The sequence below is a fragment of the Enterococcus sp. DIV1337a genome, from assembly GCF_051712285.1.
In the GTDB taxonomy this organism is placed as follows: domain Bacteria; phylum Bacillota; class Bacilli; order Lactobacillales; family Enterococcaceae; genus Enterococcus; species Enterococcus faecalis.
In genome coordinates, this window is record NZ_JBIOOP010000001.1 from 1,914,886 (window position 1) to 1,936,206 (window position 21,321).

At 37.8% G+C, this 21,321-nt stretch carries 14 protein-coding genes, 2 pseudogenes and 1 riboswitch; of the genes and pseudogenes, 6 read left to right on the top strand and 10 right to left on the bottom strand.

The genetic code is table 11. The features are described from left to right. Nucleotides 1–366: 366 nt before the first annotated feature. Nucleotides 367–1,782 (top strand): TrkH family potassium uptake protein, encoded by a 1,416-nt coding sequence (locus IGL49_RS09070; protein WP_104855346.1) that lies wholly within the window; start codon nucleotides 367–369, stop codon nucleotides 1,780–1,782. A 178-nt stretch (nucleotides 1,783–1,960) separates the two neighbouring features. Here IGL49_RS09070 and IGL49_RS09075 read toward each other — a convergent pair. The 7 genes and pseudogenes from IGL49_RS09075 to ssnA form a co-directional block, all read right to left on the bottom strand. Then, a pseudogene (locus tag IGL49_RS09075) lies at nucleotides 1,961–3,478 on the bottom strand (4Fe-4S binding protein); the annotation flags it as partial. Next, nucleotides 3,474–4,595, bottom strand: a pseudogene (gene ygeW, locus IGL49_RS09080) (knotted carbamoyltransferase YgeW); the annotation flags it as partial. The pseudogenes IGL49_RS09075 and ygeW, both read right to left, overlap by 5 nt. A gap of 38 nt (nucleotides 4,596–4,633) precedes the next feature. After that, nucleotides 4,634–5,959, bottom strand: a complete 1,326-nt coding sequence (locus IGL49_RS09085; protein ID WP_104858661.1) for a YgeY family selenium metabolism-linked hydrolase — start codon at nucleotides 5,957–5,959, stop codon at nucleotides 4,634–4,636. Then, nucleotides 5,950–7,143, bottom strand: a complete 1,194-nt coding sequence (dpaL, locus tag IGL49_RS09090; RefSeq protein WP_104855343.1) for a diaminopropionate ammonia-lyase — start codon at nucleotides 7,141–7,143, stop codon at nucleotides 5,950–5,952. The genes IGL49_RS09085 and dpaL overlap by 10 nt, the downstream gene beginning before the upstream one ends. A 23-nt stretch (nucleotides 7,144–7,166) precedes the next feature. Then, nucleotides 7,167–8,540, bottom strand: coding sequence for a dihydropyrimidinase (gene hydA, locus IGL49_RS09095; RefSeq protein WP_104855342.1), 1,374 nt, complete (start codon nucleotides 8,538–8,540; stop codon nucleotides 7,167–7,169). Between the two features lie 29 nt (nucleotides 8,541–8,569). Beyond that, nucleotides 8,570–11,575 (bottom strand): putative selenate reductase subunit YgfK, encoded by a 3,006-nt coding sequence (ygfK, locus tag IGL49_RS09100; protein WP_104855341.1) that lies wholly within the window; start codon nucleotides 11,573–11,575, stop codon nucleotides 8,570–8,572. Nucleotides 11,576–11,605: 30 nt separating this feature from the next. After that, nucleotides 11,606–12,940: a putative aminohydrolase SsnA gene (gene ssnA / locus IGL49_RS09105; protein WP_104855340.1), complete on the bottom strand. Its 1,335-nt coding sequence runs from the start codon at nucleotides 12,938–12,940 to the stop codon at nucleotides 11,606–11,608. A gap of 402 nt (nucleotides 12,941–13,342) precedes the next feature. Between ssnA and IGL49_RS09110 the strand changes: the two genes are divergently transcribed. From IGL49_RS09110 to IGL49_RS09130, 5 genes are all read left to right on the top strand, one after another. Next, nucleotides 13,343–13,981 (top strand): helix-turn-helix transcriptional regulator, encoded by a 639-nt coding sequence (locus tag IGL49_RS09110; protein ID WP_104855339.1) that lies wholly within the window; start codon nucleotides 13,343–13,345, stop codon nucleotides 13,979–13,981. A gap of 347 nt (nucleotides 13,982–14,328) precedes the next feature. After that, on the top strand, nucleotides 14,329–15,681 hold the full coding sequence (locus tag IGL49_RS09115) for a Mur ligase family protein (protein WP_104855338.1): 1,353 nt from the start codon (nucleotides 14,329–14,331) through the stop codon (nucleotides 15,679–15,681). Continuing rightward, entirely contained in the window at nucleotides 15,671–16,363 is a 693-nt protein-coding gene (locus IGL49_RS09120) for a type 1 glutamine amidotransferase (RefSeq protein ID WP_002356583.1), read from the top strand. Before IGL49_RS09115 ends, IGL49_RS09120 begins: the two co-directional genes overlap by 11 nt. A gap of 114 nt (nucleotides 16,364–16,477) precedes the next feature. Beyond that, nucleotides 16,478–16,522, top strand: a riboswitch (PreQ1 riboswitch). A gap of 77 nt (nucleotides 16,523–16,599) precedes the next feature. Continuing rightward, nucleotides 16,600–17,574 carry a nucleoside hydrolase gene (locus tag IGL49_RS09125; protein ID WP_104855337.1) on the top strand — a complete coding sequence of 325 codons (975 nt, stop codon included), beginning with the start codon at nucleotides 16,600–16,602 and terminating at the stop codon, nucleotides 17,572–17,574. 2 nt (nucleotides 17,575–17,576) lie between these two features. Further along, nucleotides 17,577–18,122 carry an ECF transporter S component gene (locus IGL49_RS09130; RefSeq protein WP_104855336.1) on the top strand — a complete coding sequence of 182 codons (546 nt, stop codon included), beginning with the start codon at nucleotides 17,577–17,579 and terminating at the stop codon, nucleotides 18,120–18,122. A gap of 56 nt (nucleotides 18,123–18,178) precedes the next feature. On the opposite strand, the gene manA is transcribed toward IGL49_RS09130, so the two are convergent. From manA to IGL49_RS09145, 3 genes are all read right to left on the bottom strand, one after another. Further along, the gene (gene manA / locus IGL49_RS09135) at nucleotides 18,179–19,150 is read right to left on the bottom strand and encodes a mannose-6-phosphate isomerase, class I (protein WP_104854938.1); all 972 of its coding nucleotides are present in this window, start codon (nucleotides 19,148–19,150) and stop codon (nucleotides 18,179–18,181) included. A 41-nt stretch (nucleotides 19,151–19,191) separates the two neighbouring features. Beyond that, nucleotides 19,192–20,235, bottom strand: a complete 1,044-nt coding sequence (locus IGL49_RS09140; RefSeq protein WP_104854937.1) for a serine hydrolase domain-containing protein — start codon at nucleotides 20,233–20,235, stop codon at nucleotides 19,192–19,194. Nucleotides 20,236–20,364: 129 nt separating this feature from the next. Then, entirely contained in the window at nucleotides 20,365–21,234 is an 870-nt protein-coding gene (locus tag IGL49_RS09145) for a VOC family protein (protein WP_164982976.1), read from the bottom strand. Nucleotides 21,235–21,321 lie beyond the last annotated feature (87 nt).

Genomic DNA, 21,321 nt, shown 5'->3' on the forward strand with positions numbered 1-21,321 from the left:
TTTCCCACCTTATAAACTATTGATTTCTACCAACACAATTTCTTATTTTTCATTTGAATAAAAATAACAGTTTGTTACACAAAGTGAACACATTCACATATCAACCGAAATAAAAAAGCTACCACTACTTTTTAAAGTTGTATCGTTAGACAAACTGACCAATTAGCAATAAGTTGTTTGGGGAACAACCTATTTTTCTATTCTTTCATAAAATATCATGTTCACGCTTGTTTGTGGATGTTTTCCAATTATTTCTAACGAATTTCTTATTTTTATTTGTCATTTCAAGGATTTTCTGGCAGAATTATTCGTTTGAGGCGAAAAGTTTTGGTATACTTAGTTTAATTAGAATTGGGAGGTTATCTAGTGAACCATACACGTTTGCTGTGGCTGGCACAGCGAAAAAGCGATCGATTTATTCGCAAAAATTTTTCATCTATTCAAATCATCGTCGCTTATTACATATTAATGACGGTTATTTCTTATTTATTATTTTGCCTCCCTATTTTCAGAGAACCTGACTCGCATGTTCCTTTTATTGATTTGTTTTTCTTAGCAATCAGTACAGTTAGTGTTACCGGACTCACCACAGTCGATATCAATTCGGTTTTTAATGATCGTGGGATTGTCTTATTGGAGGTTCTTTTCCAAGTTGGTGGCTTAGGGATTATGATGATTTCAACGGTCTTTTTTATTTTATCAAAACGGCGAATCACATTAAAGCAACGTCAGTTAATTATGACTGACATGAATCAACCACGACTGAGCGGAATTGTTCGACTGATCCGAACCACTTTTTTGATTTTAATTTGGTTCCAAGTAATCTTCGGTTCGCTCTTTTCGATTTATTTTTATATAAGTGGTTATTATACGAACTGGCGAGATGCAATATTTTATGGATTTTATCAAGCTATTTCTGCAGTGACTAATTCAGGCTTTGATATTTCAGGTGATTCAATTATCCCTTTTGCTCATGATTATCTCTTTTTACTAGCAATTATGTTCTTGATTTTTATTGGCGGGATTGGATTTCCCGTTTTACTGGAAATTCATGAATGGTTGCATTTTAAGAAAAAGAATTTTCGTAAGAAGAAACGAGGCTTGCCTTTCCGCTTTTCTTTATTTAGTAAAATTGCTTTACTAGCGTTTATCGTTCTGTTTATTGGTGGGACTATTTTGATCTACTTATTAGAAAAAGATCACCTATTTTTGACAATGAATGAAAGTGGCCGTTGGGTAAGTTCGATGTTTTATTCGATGACTACACGAAACGCTGGCCTCCAAATTAATGATTTAGGAGACTTCCAAATTACAACGTTGATTATTTTTTCTGTGTTAATGTTTATTGGCTGTAGTCCGAGCTCTGTTGGTGGTGGTGTTCGAACAACGACTGTTGCGATTATTGGCTTGTATTTGTTAGCCTTTTTAAAAAGTGAAGATGATATTAGCGTCTTTAGCCGTAAAATAGATGACGATGATGTCAAAAAATCGATTGTCGTTTTCATGTTATCTTTGATTATGTGCTTTTTCGCTGTCGTCTTTTTGTCAGCCACTGAAAATCTGCCCTTGATTTCAATCATTGTGGAAGTCGCTTCTGCCTTTGGAACAACCGGTCTTTCTTTAGGCATTACAGATGATTTAACAACAATAGGTAAATTAATGATTGCTTTATTAATGTTTATTGGACGGATCGGTATGCTTTATACCTTAATGATTTTTGTACCAAAAGAAACACGTGACTTAGGTTACGAATACCCTTCAGAAAAAATTATTATTGGATAAAAAAGAGGTCGGGACAGAAGTGTTTAACTCCGAGAAATAAGAAGGAATTTCCGAAAATTGTTCTTTAATTTTTGGAGAATTTCGGCTTATTTCCGAAGGAGTTGCTTCTGTTTCCGCCGTTTATCAGGTTTTAAGCCTGGGACAAAAATCCAAAGTGATTTTTGTCCCAGACTCTTTTTTATTTTTTCATATGTGTGACTAGTTTGTGATAACTTTCAGAACGTTCAATTGCATCTTCTTTAGTTTTATCAAGTAAATGTTCGACTACTTCTTGATTCTTTTTAATTGTATGCAACGCAGAGTAACGTGTTTGTTTTTCAAGGAAATCACGCATTTTATCAAAATTTGTTTTCTTGTAGTCAATGACCATCGGATCTTTGCCTTTCTTAACTAACTCTGGATTATAGCGATAAAGTGGCCAATAGCCAGATTCAACGGCTTCTTTGGCTTGATCTAACGTCCGAACCATTCCGCCTTTGACCCCGTGATTAATACATGGGGTATAACCGATGATAATTGATGGGCCTGGGTACCGCTCCGCTTCGTCAATTGCTTTAATCGTTTGCATTGAGTTTGCGCCTAAAGCCACTTGTGCAACATAGACATTGCCATAAGTGATTGCCATCATCCCTAAATCTTTTTTAGAGGTATGTTTCCCACCAGCTGAGAATTTGGCAATAGCTGAAGCTGGTGTAGCTTTAGATGTTTGCCCGCCTGTATTGGCATATACTTCGTTATCCATAACAAAAATATTAACATCTTCCCCACTAGCCAGAACATGATCAATGCCGCTAAACCCGATATCATAGGCCCAACCATCGCCGCCGACAATCCATTGACTTGTTTTTACTAGTAAATCTTTTTGTTCGTAAATTTTTGTTAAAAGTGGATCTTCATCGGCTTCTTCACTTAATGCCGCCGCTAATTTGGTTGCTCGCTGTTGTGTTCCTTCCCCTTCAGTCATGTGTTCCAACCAATCTTTTAACAAGGCTTGAAGTGAATCTGATCCGACATTTTTAGCAAGACTTTCTTCAACCAGACTAGCTAAATGTTGACGTTTCGTTCGATTGGCAATATACATACCATAACCATATTCCGCATTATCTTCAAACAGCGAATTACTCCAAGCTGGTCCTTGGCCACATTCGTTCGTTGTATAAGGTGTCACCGGTGACGAACCACCCCAAATTGATGAACAGCCTGTTGCGTTAGCAATCATCATCCGATCACCGAATAATTGCGTCAACAACTTAATATAAGGTGTTTCACCACAACCTTCACAAGCACCTGAAAATTCCATCAATGGCTGATTAAATTGAGAACCTTTAACAGAAAGTTTTTTGATCGGGTTGGCTTTTTGTTTAAGAGTCACCGCAAAGGCCCAATTCATCGCTTGTTCTTTCTGAGTTTCATAAGGTTTCATTAAAATCGCCTTGTCTTTCACAGGGCAAGCCTGAACACAAAGACCACAACCTGTACAATCTTCTAAAGAAACTTGGATACGATACATCAATCCATCTGTGCCACGCATTTCGCGCATAGCAAAACCTGCAGGTGCTTCTTGCAGTTCTTCTTCATCCGCTAAAAATGGTCGAATAGCCGCATGCGGACAAACAAAGGCACATTCATTACACATCGTACACTTATCCATTTGCCACTCAGGCACTTCTAACGCAATGCCACGTTTTTCATAAGAAAATCATAGCCGCAATAACATACGGTTTGTAGCTAGCTTCTTTGTAAAGTTCGACCCGATAACGATCGAAAACAGAAGCTTCCACTTCGCCTTCTTCACAACTTACGCCAGTAATATCAGCTGGTAGACAATGCATATACAAAGCTTTGCCGTCTTTTGTTGTTTTCATCAATTCTTCTGTACATTCCCAATCTTTATGCTTTTTATTTTGAGAAAGTAATTCTTGTTCTAATTGATCAATTCCTGCTTGATCACCATTGCCATATAATTCAGTTCTCTTTTCCATTGCCGCAAAAGGTGCCCAACTTTTCGGATAAACAACATCCGCATCTTTGAATGCTTCTGCCATACTATTCGTTTTAGTAAAGTTTCCACCAAATTCTGCCGCATTTTTCTTCGCAACTTCTTCTACTTCTGGCATAATTTCATATCCTTCTGGATGTGCTAAGACGACATCCATTCCTAAACGGGTCATTAGACCAACAATTCCTTGAGGAACAGATAATGGTTTTCCATAAGATGGTGAATACGCCCAAGTCATGGCAACTTTTTTCCCTTTCAGGTTTTCAATGCCGCCAAATTCATGAATTAAATGCAATGCATCCGCCATTGCTTGCGTCGGATGGTCAATATCACATTGTAAATTCACTAACGTTGGGCGTTGTTCTAATACCCCATCTTTATATCCTTCTTGGACAGATTCTGATACTTCGTGCATGTAAGCATTGCCTTTACCAATGTACATGTCATCACGAATACCAATGATATCAGCCATAAAAGAAATCATGTTTGCTGTCTCACGAACAGTTTCTCCGTGAGAAATTTGGCTTTTTCCTTCGTCTAAATCTTGAACTTCTAAGCCCAAAAGATTACACGCTGAAGCGAAACTAAAACGTGTTCTTGTAGAGTTGTCACGGAATAAAGAAATCCCCAAGCCACTATCAAAGATTTTAGTTGAAATATTATTTTCTCTTAAATAGCGTAATGTATCGGCAACTGTGAAAACAGCTTCTAATTCATCTCTTGTTTTTTCCCAAGTTAGGAAAAAGTCATTTTCGTACATTTTTTCAAATTCTAATTTATCTAATTTCTCAATATATTCTTTAAACGTTTCCATTCCATCTGCTCCTTTTTGCTTGTCTAATAATCCTTTACTTAACCACAATAGACCGTTGGTAATGCCGCATAAACGGCTGCACAACGAACCAAATCATCTTTCCAAGTTTTTTCATTTGGTGCATGTGCTTGTGCTTCGGCGCCTGGTCCGAAACCAATACAAGGAATGCCATTACGTCCCATAATTGAAACGCCATTTGTTGAGAAGGTCCACTTATCTAACAATGGGCGTTCTTCACGCATTTCCACTGTTTCTACAGAGCCTTTCCGTGTTTCACCATAGAGATTTTTATGCGTTTCCATCAAGGCTTTTGTTACATCATGATTTTCTGGAATTACCCATGTTGGGAAATAACATTCAATTTCATAAGTTAAATCAGTATAAGAAGGACGATCATAGTTATACATTGAAACCGTCACATCATCTCCATATTTTTTAACAGCTGGTAAATTGCGAATTTCTTCTAAACAGCTTTCCCAAGTTTCTCCAGCAGTCATTCGACGGTCTAGTGAAACGGTACAGCCATCCGCAACAGCACACCGACTTGGTGAAGAATGGAAAATTTGCGAAACGGTCACCGTACCACGTCCTAAGAAGCGAGCCTCTTGCCACTCTGGATTGTACTTAGGATCTAACATACGAACTAAACCACGAATCGCTGTGCTTTCTGTATCTCCATTGTTGTTTAAGGCACGAACATCTTGTAAGATATCCGCCATTTTGTAAATGGCATTATCTCCACGTTCTGGTGCTGAACCATGACACGAAACGCCTTTGACATCAACTTTAATTTCCATGCGGCCTCGTTGACCACGATAAATCCCACCATCTGTTGGCTCTGTTGAAACAACAAATTCTGGACGGATACCGTCTTCTTTGATAATGTACTGCCAGCATAAGCCGTCACAGTCTTCTTCTTGGACAGTGACTGTTACTAAAGCAGTGTATTTTTCTGATAATAGACCTAAATCTTTCATGATTTTAGCGCCATAAATAGCCGAAACAATCCCGCCTTCTTGGTCAGATGTACCGCGACCACCGATCTCCGTTTCTGCTTCATAGCCATCGTAAGGATCAAATTCCCAGTTGCTCATTTCACCAATTCCGACAGTATCCATGTGCCCGTCAAAAGCAATTAATTTTTCACCAGACCCCATATAGCCAAGTAAATTCCCTTGAGGATCAATGTCAATTTTATCGAAGCCTAATTTTTCCATTTCGGCTTTTGCTCGCGCAATTTTGTTACCTTCTTCTGCACTTTCTCCTGGAATTTTGACAAGGTCTCTTAAAAATTTGACCATATCTTCTCTGTAACCTTCTGCTGCTGCATTTACTGCATTAAAATCCATTCCTTTTACCTCCATAAAATTTTTTTATAATTGTCTGGATCAGTGTCCCCTTCGGTAGAAAACATTAAAACGTTTGACGTCTCATCCAGTTGCAATGCCTCACGTAATTCTTGATAATCGGGATCTTGCATCACTGTAGCTACTAAGCCCATTGCTACTGCCCCAGATTCGCCTGATACAACTTGCGGATCCCCTTTTAATGGCGCGCCCAACATACGCATTCCTTTTTCAGAAACCCAATCTGGTGCTGAAACAAAGAAGGCTGTATGATTTTTTAAAATATCAAAAGAAATCGTATTAGGTTCCCCACATGCTAAGCCAGCCATAATTGTCTGTAAATCACCATCGACAAAGCGAATTTCTCCGTCTTTTTTAATTGCTGATTGATATAAACAGTCAGCGGCCTGTGCCTCAACCACGACCATAATCGGTGGGTTTTCTGGAAAAGCATTAGCAAAATAACCAATGACCGCACCAGCTAAACTGCCGACACCAGCTTGAACAAAAACATGACTAGGTCGTTCAGAGCCAAATTTTCTTAATTGTTGAGAGGCTTCTAACGCCATCGTTCCGTATCCTTGCATAATCCAAGTTGGAATTTTTTCATATCCATCCCAAGCGGTGTCTTGAACCATGACACCGTTTTCAGTTTCTTCAGCCATTTTATTAGCCATTCGTACACATTCATCGTAATTAACTTCTTCAATTGTGACGATTGCGCCTTCTTTTTCAATATTTTCTTTTCTCGTCTGTGTTGAACCCTTAGGCATGAGTACAACTGATTTTTGACCTAATTTATTCGCAGCCCAAGCGACTCCTCGTCCATGGTTGCCATCAGTTGCTGTAAAAAACGTAGCTTGTCCAAAAGCTGAACGTAATTGATCAGAAGTTAATTCATCATATGTTAGTTCCGAAACATCTTTCTTTAATTTTTCGGCAATATAGTTAGCCATGGCAAACGAACCACCTAAGACTTTAAAAGCATTTAAACCAAAGCGATAAGATTCATCTTTAACAAAGAAATCATTTAACCCCAAATAAGCGGCCATATGATTCAATTCTGCTAATGGCGTTTCTGAATACTGGGGAAAACTTTTGTGAAAAGCTAAAGCTTTCTCGATTTTTTCTTTAGACATCAGAGGTAAGTACTTATCCTCCGTCTTCGGCATTTCATTTGCTGTCCATTTAATTTTTTCCAAAAATACTTCTCCTCCTTCTATTTTTAAGTTGCTTTACGAAAAACAAATTTTCCTTGGTTTGCCAAGATGACTTGCCCAGCTTCAGCAACTTTTTGACCTCTTAAATAAACCATTCGAGCCTGTCCTTGTGTTTCAAATCCTTCATACGGCGTATAATCGACATTTTGTAACTGCGTTCTCGCAGCAATCACGCCTGTTGTTCTGGGATCCCAAACAACTAAATCGGCATCACTGCCTTCTTGCACCACACCTTTTTGTGGATACATTGAGAATTGTTTAGCAATATTTTCAGAAAGCAAAGCAACCATTTTTTCCAAGGTGATTTGGCCCTTCGTCACACCTTCCGTGTAAATTAATTCTGGTCTCGTTTCAACACCTGGCATCCCATTGGGAATTTTACTAAAATCATCTTTGCCAACTGTTTTTTGTCCGTGAAAATTAAAACTGCAGTGATCTGTCGATATTGTATTGATTGCCCCCTCTTTAATCCCTTGCCACAAAGCCTGTTGATCTTCTCGTTTGCGTAGTGGCGGTGAGCAGACATATTTTGCTGCTTCAAAATTAGGCGCATCATACAAGTGATCATCTAATAAAAGATATTGAGGACAAGTTTCTACATAGACTGATTGTCCTCTTTGACGAGCCCGTTCCACCGCTTCTAACGATCGTTTTGTGCTTAAATGCACAATATTAATCGGCAAATCAGCCATTTCTGCTATCATCAAATATCTTGCTACCGCTTCTGCTTCAACAGCCGCCGGTCTTGATAACGGATGATAGTGTGGGGTTAGCTTTCCTTGAGAGACATATGACTGAACTAATTCATCTACTAAATCACCATTTTCACAATGAACGCCTAACATTCCATTAACTTTTTTTATTTCCTTCATCGCTTCAAAAATTTCCGCATCTGTGGTCCGCAAGTTATCATAAGCCATATACATTTTGAAGGAAGTAATACCTGCAGCAATCATTTCCCGAATTTCAGCAGCTATCGTTGGTTTCCATTCAATCATGGACATATGATAAGTATAATCACATGAACTCTTGCCTTCAGCCAATTGATTCCAAGCAGCCAAGCAGTCTTTCAATGAGCCGCCTTTATTAGGTGTAGCCATATCAATAACCGTAGTCGTACCTTTGGCCACCGCCGCTTGGCTGCCAGTAGTAAAGTTATCCGCCGTACTTAACGAACCTTTGCCATTATTTAATTCCAGATGCGTGTGCGCATCAATAAAGCCTGGTAATACATAACACCCCGTAACATCCTCAATCTGAGAATTCTCTACTGGTAAATTTGCCCCCATCTCTACAATTTGCTCGCCGTCAATTCGAATATCCAATTGACGACGATTATATGCAGATACGACGGTTCCACCTTTGAGCAGAATAGACATTCATTTATCCCCCAGTCGTAAATTTCCTTTTATGCTTGCATACAATATGCATATTCTTCAATCATGGTTACCATTAATGCGATTAAATCTTCTGGTACATCTAATCCTTGATCCGTTAATTGAATCGTTGACACCGTTCCCCATAAACGCAGTAAACAAATTTTATCCACAGGATTTTGCACATAGAAACCTGAATTAGTACTATCATAAAAATCAGCTTCACTGTTAAATAAGGTAAATTTGTCTTTGTAAGGGGCACTTGCATAAGGACAAAATGTTTCACAGTTACCACATTCGTTACACATCCGATCAACATGGACAATTTGTGGTTTTCCTTCGACATACACAACAATATTTGCTCGGTTTGGACAGACATCCATACAAGATTCACAAATTGTAGAGCATTCTAAGCAACGGCTAGCTTGGCTACAAGACATTTCGTCTGTCACCAGGATACCTCGTTTGTTTCTAACAAATGCAACATCACTATTTAAATTATCTTTTTCATAGTGATGATTGTGGACAAGACAAATATTATTGGCCGCTTTTGTTGCATCAGCGATTGCTTCAACAATTGTGGCTGGTCCTAAATTAGCGTCACCAATGACATAGACGCCTGGTATATTTGTTTCCAAGGTTTCTTGATTTGAAACGACTTTCCCATAGTTGTCTGTGTGAATGCCTAATGCTTGGTAAAATTCTGTATCTACTTTTTCGCCAACAGCGGCAATCACTGTATCAGCAGGAATATCAATCATTTCTCCTGTACCAACTGGACGACGGCGTCCAGAAGCATCTCGTTCACCTAGGACCATTTTTTCACAAGTTAATTGTTGATTTTCATGTTTAATTGGCGAAAGTAATTCTAAAAAGTCGACACCATCTTCTAAGGCTAAATAAAGTTCTTCTTCATCTGCTGGCATATTACGTTTATTCCGACGATAAACCACTGAGACTTTTTTAACACCAGGTAATGTTGTGGCTGCACGAGCACAGTCCATAGCTGTATTTCCACCACCAACGACGACAATCTGTTCTCCGTAAGGATTAATCGTTGGATTTTCTCGGTTTGCTTTTAAAAATTCTAGCGAGTTCAATGCTCGCCCAGATTCTAAACGAAGGACCCCATGTTTCCACGCACCAATGGCATAAATAACATTCGTATAGCCTTGGTTTTTCAATTCTGCCAATGAGGGCGCCTCTTGCCCTGTACGGAATTCGGCTCCCATAAATTCCGCTAACTGAACGTCTTTTTGAACAGATTCCATCGAAATTCGAAATTCTGGTACAATCTGGCTACAAACGCCCCCAATTGTCTCGGATTTTTCAAACACGGTAACAGGCATGCCTTCACGTGCTAATAAATACCCAGCAGAGATCCCTGCAGGGCCTCCACCCACAACAGCTGTTTTAGGTGCATTTTCTTTTGGCTGTGGCTTTTCTAGTGTCGTCAATAATTCATCATAGGCATGTTCAGCTGCTTCTAACTTCACTTCCCGAATATGAATAGATTCTTCATAAAATTGACGTGTACATTTGGTCATACAAGGATGTGCACAAATGGTTCCAGTAATAAAAGGCAACGGATTTTTATCGACAATTACTTGCAAGGCCTTTAAATAATTGCCTTCACTTACATAACGAAGGTAAGCAGGAATATCCTGATTGATTGGACAACCGCCGTCACTTCGACAAGGAGCAATATAACAATCCGTTAATGGAACTGTTTTTCTTAGTTTGGTACTTTCTGATAATTTAATTGATTTTTGGTAACGCGCTTGTGTTTTAGCCTTCTCAACAACTTGGACTAATTTATCCAAGTTGACATGAACCATGTGAGGATATTTTGCTGCGCTTAAAACATTAGCAACTTGATTCATTCGTTGATAGCCACCGGGTTTCAACAGAGTCGTTGCCATAGTGATTGGCCAAATCCCAGCATCAAATATTTCTTTACTATTGAAAATATCTGCACCGCCAGAATAAGAAATTTGTAGTTTCCCATCAAATGCTTCTGATAATTTTTGTGCCAATGAAATACTAAGAGGAAATAGCGAACGTCCTGACATGTACATTTCATCACCAGGTAATTCATTTGCAGCAATCGTTACTGGGAAAGTGTTCGTAATTTTAACTCCGAAGCTTAGATTTTTACTATTGGCTAATAATTGCAGACGTTGTAACATCGGTACTGCTTCTTCAAATTGTAAATCTTCTTTAAAATGGTGATCGTCAAAAACCATGTAATCGAACCCTAACCCATCCATCGTTTGACGCGCATATTCATAACCTAACATGGTTGGATTACATTTAATAAAAGAATGGAGCCCTTTTTCACTTAATAAATAGGCCGTAATTCGTTCAATTTCGTCTGATGGACAGCCGTGTAAAGTCGACAGCGTAATAGAATGACAGACTTTAGGACTAATTGCTTCGATATATAAGTCATCTACATTTTTAAAATAAGATAGATATTTTTTGGCAGCTGCTTGGCATTCCGCCCAAATCGGCGTTCCTTCTGCGTTCTGCATTTCGTTAATATAACGATCAATTTTTGGTGATTGAATCCCAGCCAAATCATAACCAACACTCATATTAAAAATGAAACCATTCGGGTCACCTAGCTCAAACTCTTTACTCAGTAACTTCAAAACAAACCATGCTTTGACGTATTCATCATAAGCTTGAGGTACGCGCAATTCTGTGGACCATTCAACGTTGTAACATTCATCTGCTGCTGCGATACATGGTTTACTTACAGGTAAATCTTCTCCATCCAGTGTCTGGACTGTCTTAACTTCAAAAAAACGAGAACCTGTTAAATAGGCCGCAATAATATTTTGTGCTAATTGTGTATGAGGACCTGCTGCTGGACCACAAGGGGTTTCCATTTTTTCTCCAAATAACGGAATCGTTTTTGCAGGATCCGCATGATAAAATTTACGAATGCCAAAAATTGTGCCATCTTGTTGATACTCACTAAAAATCCAATTTAATAAAGCATCAATTGAGATGGGATGCATAATATCACTCATTAACGTCACTCCTTTTAATTATAATGAAAGCTATTGATTTACTCGTTTCCAGAAAGATTGTGCTTGCGTTTGCGCATCATGCCAAACTTTCTCTTCATCAATTCCTTGAACTTCACGATTACGCATCCGAATTTCTCCATTAATCACCGTGTCAGTGACCATCCCACCATTCATGCCGAATAAAATGTGCATGTTATAATTCTCTTTTGTCATTGGCGTCGGGCCATGGTAATCAACAATGATGACATCCGCTGCGGCACCAGGTTCTAAAACCCCTAGCTTTGTTTTAAAATATCGATTAGCCATTTGCGGATTATTATCAAATAACATTGTGGGAATTTCTGCCCAAGCAGCATTTGGATCAGCTAAATGATGTTTGTGGATAACATTTCCTACCTTATAGGATTCCGTCACATCATTCGTATAACCATCTGTGCCAAGACCCATCAAAATACCATACTCATTAAACATGCGCATCGCAGGTGGGCACCCGACCGCATTCCCCATATTCGACTCTGGATTCGTGACCACCATTGTGTCTGTTTCTCTTAGTAATTCCATCTCATGAGGTCCAATATGAATGCAATGACCTGCCATTGTCTGTTTTCCTAAAATTCCTAAATCAAATAATCGGTTCATAATCGGCTTCCCATATTTTTTCAAAGAATCATGAACATCGGCTAAATCCTCTGCAATATGAATATGATAGCCAATCCCATCTGGCGTATTGGCTGCACATAATTCTAAAGAAGCATCTGATAAAGTAAATGCTGCATGCATGCCCATCATCGCCTTTTGCATCTCATCATTTCTTAAGGAACTAGCTTTAATAAAGGCGGCATTTTCTTGAACTGCTTCCCGCATTTTCTGTTCACCGTCGCGATCAGAAACTTCATAACAAAGGCAGGTCCGAATCCCTAACTCGTCCGCTGCATTAGATAATTGGGTTAGACTCCCTGTAATTTCTCCGTAACTAGCATGATGATCAAAGACAGTTGTAACACCATTTCGAATACTATCTAAATAAGCAACCTTACCACTTTGATAAGTGTCTTCTAATGTCAAGGCACGATCAATTCGCCACCATTGATCTACCAAAATATCCATGAAATTTTTGGGATGATAATTCGTTAAACTTAACCCACGTGCAAAGGTACTATAAATATGATTGTGCATGTTAATAAAGCCTGGCATAATCACTCCACCTGTAGCATCAATAAATGTCGCTTCTGGATAAGCTTGTTTTAATTCTTCTGTCGTTCCGACTTGTTTCACAACTTGACCATCAATCGCCACACACCCATTTTCAAAAAAATGATTCTGCACATCCCGAGTGATTAAACGCCCATTTCCAATTAATAACATGTATTCTCCTCCTATTTTTCAACCTATATCCCACATTCAGCAAACGCTTACAAATATATCGCTCAATCATTCACGAATATAGCTTGACTAGCTTGGCTAATCTATATTTCCTGCGAAAAGTATTTGAAGCGCCTGCATTTTTTACTAACGAACTCATTAACTTGATTAAAGTATATCACCTTACCTTAAAAAAAACAATGCTACCTAAAAAATATTTTTTAGAATTTTGACTGCCGTTATCTTGTATTATTATTTTTATCATGCTATCATTATTTTTCAGAACAGGTAGTACGCGACATTAAAGGATTTAGCCCTGCCTATTCCATTTAAAAATATTATGTTAAATTTGACACAATCTTATAAAAACTGTTTGTGCCAGGCACATTAGAAAGGAGCTTATTTATGTTATCCGACGAAAAACTTACTTTTTTAACACAAATTGCTAAAGGTTTAGCTGGTCAATTTGGTGAAAACTGCGAAGTAGTTATCCACCAAATCAATGAAGACAATATTAACAATTCTATTGTTTCCATCGAAAATGGTCATGTCTCTTCTCGTCATCTGGGCGATGGACCTTCTCAAGTAGTCTTAGAAGCCTTAAAAAAAGACCCCAGTGAGTTGAATGATCATATTAATTATCTGACCCGCACCCATGATGGTCGTATTTTAAAATCTAGTACAATGTATTTTAAAGATGAGAATGGTCGACTTGATGGTATTTTTGCTATTAACTACGACATCACTACATTGATTGCTGCAGAGTCGAACTTAAAATCTTTGATTTCCACTGCAGAACCTGAAGAAGATAAAGACCCTGATTACATTCCTCAGGATGTGAATGAGTTGTTAGACGATTTAATTCACGAATCAGTCAAATTAGTTGGTAAGCCGGTCCCATTAATGACGAAGGACGATAAAATCAAGTGTATTCAATTTTTAAACAATAAAGGCGCCTTCTTAGTCACTAAATCTGGAGACAAAGTTTCTAACTTCTTCAATATTTCTAAATATACGCTATACAGTTATATTGATGCGAAATAAAAATGGAAATCGATGGAGGTCGGGACAGAAGTGTTTAACTCCAAGAAATAAGAAGGAATTTCCGAAAATTGTTCTTTAATTTTTGGAGAATTTCTGCTTATTTCCGAAGGAGTTGCTTCTGTTCCCGCCGTTTATCAGTTTTTTAAGCCTGGGACAAAAATCCAAAGTGATTTTTGTCCCAGGCCCTATTCTTTTTTTCTTCACTATTCTACTTTTTCTAAAAGACTTTTTAAATAATAGTAAGAAAAAGTAAAAGGAATTAATTTTTTATTTTAGTTATGGTATGATAGATTGAGTTTAATTTAAAATAACGAAAAATTAAAGATATAGAAATTGGGGGACAACAAATGGGGATTCGAAGTCATTTAGCAATTGCTGCAGGCAAAACTTCGCAATGGGTTTTACAAACATTTTTTAAAGGCGGCAGTAGCTACCCAGGGAAATTAGCCCTAAAAATCGATCCTAAAATTTTAGATACATTGGCAAAAGACTATGAAATTGTCGTAGTCACTGGAACGAACGGCAAAACATTGACAACTGCTTTAACTGTTAACATTTTACGCCAAGAATTTGATGAGGTATTAACAAATCCAACCGGCGCTAACATGGAGCAAGGAATTGTCTCTACTTTTTTAAATGCCAAGGCGAAAAAAGGACAAAAGAAATTTGCGGTTTTAGAAATTGATGAAGCAAGTTTAAGCCGTGTCACTAAATATATTCAACCAAAATTATTTGTTTTTACGAATATTTTCCGCGACCAAATGGATCGCTATGGTGAAATTTATACGACGTACCGCTTAATTATGGAAGGCGCCGCTGCTGCTCCTGAAGCAACTATTTTATGCAATGGTGATTCGCCAATTTTTAATTCAAAAGAAACTGTGAATCCTCGCAAATACTATGGATTTAATCATTTACCACCGAAAGAGCAATTGGCTCATTACAATACAGATGGGGTTTTATGTCCAAAATGTAATCATATTCTTCATTATAAAATGATTACGTATGCTAATTTAGGTGATTACTATTGCCCAAATTGTGGCTTTAAACGGCCTGAATTGGATGTGCAGTTAACGGAAATGGTCCGGATGGATAACACATCTGCTGATTTTGTGATTGATGGCGAAGAATACGGGATTGCTGTTGGTGGTATGTATAATGTTTATAATGCGCTAGCGGCCACGGCGGTAGCAGAATATTATCAGGTGGCACCAGATAAAATCCGAGCAGGCTTAGCTTATGACGAAAAAGTTTTTGGGCGTCAAGAAACCATTAAAGTTGGCGACAAAGAATGTACGTTAGTTTTAGTAAAAAATCCCGTTGGTTTAAATCAGGTCATTGATATGATGGGCTTAGCCCCTTACTCTTTCTCGCTGGTTTCATTATTAAATGCCAATTATGCAGATGGGATTGATGTCAGTTGGATTTGGGATGGTAATCATGAAGCCTTTGCTAATATGGACATTCCAAAAGTAATTGCTGGCGGTGATCGCCATGAAGATATGGCCTTGCGTTTAAAAGTTGCGGGTATTCCTGAAGAAAAATTACTAGAAATTCCTGATTTAGAGCAAGTAATTTCAGAAATTAAAACATTGCCGACAGATCATGTCTATATTTTGGCAACCTATACTGCTGTTTTGCAATTAAGAAAATCATTAACAGCCCAAGGGTATATTCAAGGGGGAATGAATGGTGTCTAAAGAATTAGTCGTTTGTCATTTATATGGCAACTTATTAAATACTTACGGAGATAACGGAAATTTATTGATGCTTAAATATTTAACCGAAAAAATGGGCGTTACCTTCCGATCAGAAATTATCAGTATCTACGAACCGTTTGATCCCGAAAAATATGATTTAGTCTTTGTTGGTGGCGGGCAAGACTTTGAACAATTGATCATCTCAGAAGACATTCAGAATAAAAAAGAAGCTTTGACTTCTTATATTGAAAATGATGGCGTCTTGTTAGCTATCTGCGGTGGTTATCAACTTCTAGGACATTACTATGTCGGCGCACAAGGCGAAAAAATTAAAGGAATCGGTGCATTAGATCATTACACTCTGAGCCAAGACAACAATCGTTTCATTGGCGATATCGAAATTTACAATGAAGAATTTGATGAAACGTATTATGGTTTTGAAAATCATAATGGCATGACTTTTTTAGGTGAAGGTGAACGACCTTTAGGAACAGTCAAACAAGGCAAAGGCAATAACGGTCAAGATAACGGCGAAGGCGTTGTCTATAAAAATGTGTTTGGCTCCTACTTCCACGGTCCAATCTTAGCACGCAACAAAAATCTAGGGATTCGGTTAATTCGGACCGCTTTAGAGAAAAAATATGGTGAACCGATTGCTATTCCTGAAACGCTTTATAAATAAAAGAAGAATCTAGTTCCTACATATAGGGCTAGATTCTTTTTCATTTCTCCGACAACTATTTACATCTTTACAAAATATAGTAAGATAAAGAGGTGCATTTAAAATCGAGAATTTCTCGGACTGGTTCGGAAACTTCCCAGAATAAAAAACTAAGTATCTCTCAAGACTAACTCAAGTCATAGCTTTTTTAACACGAGTTATCATTTGCAGTTAACGAAAAAGGAGGATTGGAAAAAATGCAAAAAGTAATTATTGATTGTGATCCCGGAATTGATGACACGCTTGCTCTCTTGTACGCACTTGCTTCACCAGAGTTAGATGTCCAAGCGATTACCGTTGTCTGCGGAAATGTCCCCGTGGAGATCGGTGTGGAAAATGTTTTTAAATGTTTGGAAAAAGTTAATCGCTTAGATATTCCTGTCTACCAAGGAGCTGCTAGCCCTTTAAAACGGCCATTTGTTAGTGCACAAGATACACATGGTATGGATGGTTTAGGTGAAACTTATTTACAAAGAACTAGCAAAATCCAAGCACAAGCTCTTTCTGCTACCGACTATTTAGCACAAACTTTTCAACAAGCCACCGATTGCTCAATCATTGCCCTTGGTCCTTTAACAAACATTGCGTTGGCTTTACAAAAAGAACCTCTTCTGGGGCGAAATCTTCAACGTTTTGTCTCAATGGGTGGGACCTTTAAAAGCCACGGCAATTGCTCTCCTGTTGCAGAATTTAATTATTGGTGTGATCCTGATGCAGCAGCTTGGGTTTTTGAGGAATTAGGTACACAAATTGAGATGGTCGGCTTAGATGTCACACGAGAAATTGTTTTTACACCAACAATTCTCAATTATTGTCAACGACTCAACCCCAAAATGGGGAATTACCTCGCTGAGATTACTCAATTTTATTTTGATTTTCATTGGAAATATGAACGTATTTTAGGGTGTGTTATCAATGATCCCTTAGCGGTTGCTTATTTTATTGATCCTACGCTCTGCCAAGGCTTTTCTAGTTATGGACAAATTGTTCCTGATGGCATTGCTATGGGGCAATCAATGATCGATCAATATCATTTCCAACAGCAACCAGCCAATTGTCATGTCTTGACTACGGTTGATAGTCAACGGTTTTTCGTGAAGTTTCTATCCATTCTTTTAAATGTACAAATAGATGAGATCGAAAAGGATTTCAAAAATTTAAGGATGGGATAACCATGAAAAAAATAACACCACGAATCATTACAATTATCGCTTTTAGTGTTGCTTTAAACTATCTTGGCAGTACCATTGCGTTGCTCCTTCGCTTACCAATTTATCTTGATAGCGTGGGAACTATTTTTACAGGTGCGTTATTAGGCCCACTCTTTGGTGCACTAACAGGTATTTTAACAAGTCTACTAACTGGATTGACAACGGATATCTTTTCTCTGTATTATTCACCTGTCCAACTCTGCACAGGAATTTTAGCAGGTTTGCTCCTTCATCAGCAGTTAAAAGTAACCAAATTACCCTTTAAAACGTTGTGGTTAACAATACCAGGAACAGTGATTTCTTCCGTAATTACAGTTTGTTTATTTGGTGGAATTACTTCTGCTGGTTCCAGCATAATTGTCCAATTTTTATATGGTTTAGGTTTAAATCAGTTAACAAGCGTCCTGTTGGTTCAATTAATAACAGATTATGGGGATCGTCTGCTAGCAGTCATCATCGTCACAACTGTTATCGCTGCCTTACCTAAACGTTCCTTTATAACAAAATAAACTGTTTTAATGCTAAAAAAATGAGGAAATCATCTGTTGATGATTTCCTCATTTTTTTAGCGACTGCCAGATTCTGAAGCTATAATCGTTAAATCACCTTCAAAACGCCAGCTCGGAATATCTGTTGGAAAGATAAAGCTATCGCCTTTTTTCAAATCAAAAGTAGCCACATCTGCTTTTGTAGCATCTTCTGTAATCAAGCGACCTACACCTTCGATAACTGTTGCTAATGTATAAGGTGCTTGTTTTTTAACTTTTAGAATCCCACTGACACGCCACTCATAAACATTAAAGAAATCTGTTTTTACATAAGTAACAATACTTGATTGTCCTTGATTTTCTTGTTGAATAGAGAGGTCGGGGTCCTTTGCCGGAACGGTTGTCACATCAATGGATTGTTGAATATGCAATTCCCGGGTCTTTCCTTGATCATCGGTTCGATCATAATCATAAACCCGATACGTCGTGTCACTACTTTGTTGCGTTTCTAAAATTAAAATACCCGAGCCAATGGCATGAATAGTGCCGCTGGGTACATAATAAAAATCGCCTTTTTTCACTGGTACTTTTCTTAAAAGATCGTCCCAACGACCTTCTTTAATCATTTCTGCTAGTTCTTCTTTTGTTTTCGCATGATGGCCATAAATGATTTCAGCGCCAGGTTCCGCATCGATAATGTACCAACATTCTGTTTTGCCTAGCTCACCTTCATGTTTTTGGCCATATGCATCATCGGGATGAACTTGCACGGATAAATCATCTTCAGCATCTAAAATTTTCGTTAATAATGGAAAGACAGCACCACCTGCATGTCCGAATAGCTCTTGATGATCTGCCCACAATTCATCTAATTTTTTTCCTTTAAATTCGCCATTTAAAACAGTACTAACACCATGTGGATGTGCACTGATTGCCCAATCTTCACCTATTTTATCGCTCGGTAAATCGAAACCAAATAGCGTGTGCAGACGATTGCCGCCCCAAATTTTTTCTTGAAAAACAGGTTGTAAAAATAATGGTTCTTGCATTGACTGTGACCTCCCAAATTGAATTCGCTCTCATTATATCACTAAAAACTAGTCATTTCATCTGAAACTGAAGATTTCTCCCCCAAATAGGTTGCCAGCAATTGATCTCTTTCTGCGATATAAGCGTTTCGGTGGTCATCTGGATGAACTCGATTGGATAAAAAGATAAACGCTGATTGTTGTGGCACATCAATTAGCAAAAAAGTACCTGTATAACCCGTATGGAATAATACTGGCCGTTGCGTAGCTACATCATATTTAAAATCCCATCCTAAAGAACGCGGTTTATCTGCAGCTGGCACTTGGTTAACTAGTAGCAAATCAATTGTCTCTTTTTTCAAAAATTGATAATTTTGATAACTACCTCGATTTAAATACATTCGAACAAATTTTGTTAAATCATAGACATTGCTAAACAAGCCGGCATTCCCTGCATGTTCCCGTAAAACAAATGCCTTAGGATCATGAGTTGCGCCTCGAATCACCCCTCTTTGTTCATGTAATTCTGTTGGCACACAGTTTAAAGGATTTTTTGGTAGAAACGTACTTTCGTTCATCCCTAAAGGAAGCAATACTCGCTCAGATAAAATTTCTATCATTGATTGTTGGAACATTTCTTCTAACATAAAGCCTAATAAAATAGTCCCTGCATCTGTATAAACGACTTTTTTACCTATTGCTTTGCCTGCGTGAAAAGAATGATTGTAAGCGTGTTTTAATTCTTGGGCATTCAGCTGATCACGATTAGGAATATAGCCTTGTAAATCTGCTGTATGTGTCAACAAATGACGGATTGTAATGTTGGAATCTTGAAAAGAAGGATAATAGGTTTGTAACGGTTGATCTAGAATAATTTTTCCTTCCTCCACTAGTTGCAAAATAACGGTGGTGGTGCCGACTACTTTGGTTAAAGAAGCCACATCAAAGAGCATAGCTGAGGTTAATTGTTCTTTGGTGGGTTTTACTTGTGCGAGTCCCCAACAATTGGTCTCCTCTTTTTCACCTTCAATGAAACAAAAACTAGCGCCCGAAAAAACACCTTTTTTCATCATTTTTTTAATTTTCGACTTTGTTTTTTCGTACATTTTTTCACCTACTATTTTTAATATTAAAGGAAAAGTCTAGAATAAGTCCCGAACAAAAGTATCGTTAAACTTTTATTCCGACTTTATTCCAGACTTGCTAAAACAAGCTTATTTTGTCTGTCTAAGCGTTTATTTTAAGACAAACCACCATTCCAAGCCAATTGGATCAAACACAGTGACAATCGCTTTTTTCTGGTCAATAAAGAATTCTTGATTTTTCGCCGTTAATTGTTGTTCTATTGCTAAAATATGGTCTTGATCAGAGAGCTTAATGGTAAAGAAATCTAAACCTAAGTGTGGATCAGGTAATTGATCAACTTCACTTGTTTCAGGTTTTTGGAATCCAATGGTCGCTTTGCCATCTTCTAAAACAAATTGATCTTTTTCATTGCGTTTTAAACCCAGAACTTCCTCATAGTAAGCTTTTATTTCTTTTTGATTATTTGTTTTTAATTGCACATGCGCTAAATATGTCCCAGCGGCTAAACCTTGATGCGGTTCTAAGTCCTCACTGATAAGATCTTTAAGCACAATCGGTTGCTTTTCAGAGGTCGAATTTGCTGTTGCTTCATCGTGAAAAATCTCAAATTGATTGCCTTCAAGATCAGTAATGAACATGCTTTGACGTGTGCCAATTTGGAAACTTTCATCAATTGGATAGTCTTGTTCAAGCACTCGTTTAGCAATTTGTAAAAATTCTTTTTCCGTAGGAACTTTAATTGAAAAATAAGCCATTTGCTTTTCTTCATTATGAAAATCTTCGGCTTTTCTGGTTTCTTCTAAAATTAATAATTGCGTTCCTGCTTCACGTGTACCCCAGATAGACAGGTTATTTTCTTCTGACTTTAAAACAAAACCCATTACTTTTTTATAAAAGTCGACCATTTCGCCAACTTTTTTCGCACGGATAGCAATTGTTTTTAATGTCGCAGCTTTTTCTAATTGAAATTCAGTCATTTTTTCTGTTACCTCCATTTTCTTCTCTCCCATTTTATACATCTCTTGCTATTTCATCAAGTAATATCCTGTTTTTCTCAAAAGAAAATAGAAATTTTTCAATTTCACTAACTTTTTGTCAAAAAAATA

Coding starts and splice junctions, on each gene's coding strand:
- IGL49_RS09085 (WP_104858661.1), bottom strand. CDS start 5,959: ATGGAGGTAAAAGGAATGGATTTTAATGCAGTAAATGCAGCAGCAGAA.
- hydA (WP_104855342.1), bottom strand. CDS start 8,540: ATGTCTATTCTGCTCAAAGGTGGAACCGTCGTATCTGCATATAATCGT.
- ygfK (WP_104855341.1), bottom strand. CDS start 11,575: ATGAGTGATATTATGCATCCCATCTCAATTGATGCTTTATTAAATTGG.
- ssnA (WP_104855340.1), bottom strand. CDS start 12,940: ATGTTATTAATTGGAAATGGGCGTTTAATCACTCGGGATGTGCAGAAT.
- IGL49_RS09110 (WP_104855339.1), top strand. CDS start 13,343: ATGTTATCCGACGAAAAACTTACTTTTTTAACACAAATTGCTAAAGGT.
- IGL49_RS09115 (WP_104855338.1), top strand. CDS start 14,329: ATGGGGATTCGAAGTCATTTAGCAATTGCTGCAGGCAAAACTTCGCAA.
- IGL49_RS09120 (WP_002356583.1), top strand. CDS start 15,671: ATGGTGTCTAAAGAATTAGTCGTTTGTCATTTATATGGCAACTTATTA.
- IGL49_RS09125 (WP_104855337.1), top strand. CDS start 16,600: ATGCAAAAAGTAATTATTGATTGTGATCCCGGAATTGATGACACGCTT.
- IGL49_RS09130 (WP_104855336.1), top strand. CDS start 17,577: ATGAAAAAAATAACACCACGAATCATTACAATTATCGCTTTTAGTGTT.
- manA (WP_104854938.1), bottom strand. CDS start 19,150: ATGCAAGAACCATTATTTTTACAACCTGTTTTTCAAGAAAAAATTTGG.
- IGL49_RS09140 (WP_104854937.1), bottom strand. CDS start 20,235: ATGTACGAAAAAACAAAGTCGAAAATTAAAAAAATGATGAAAAAAGGT.
- IGL49_RS09145 (WP_164982976.1), bottom strand. CDS start 21,234: ATGTATAAAATGGGAGAGAAGAAAATGGAGGTAACAGAAAAAATGACT.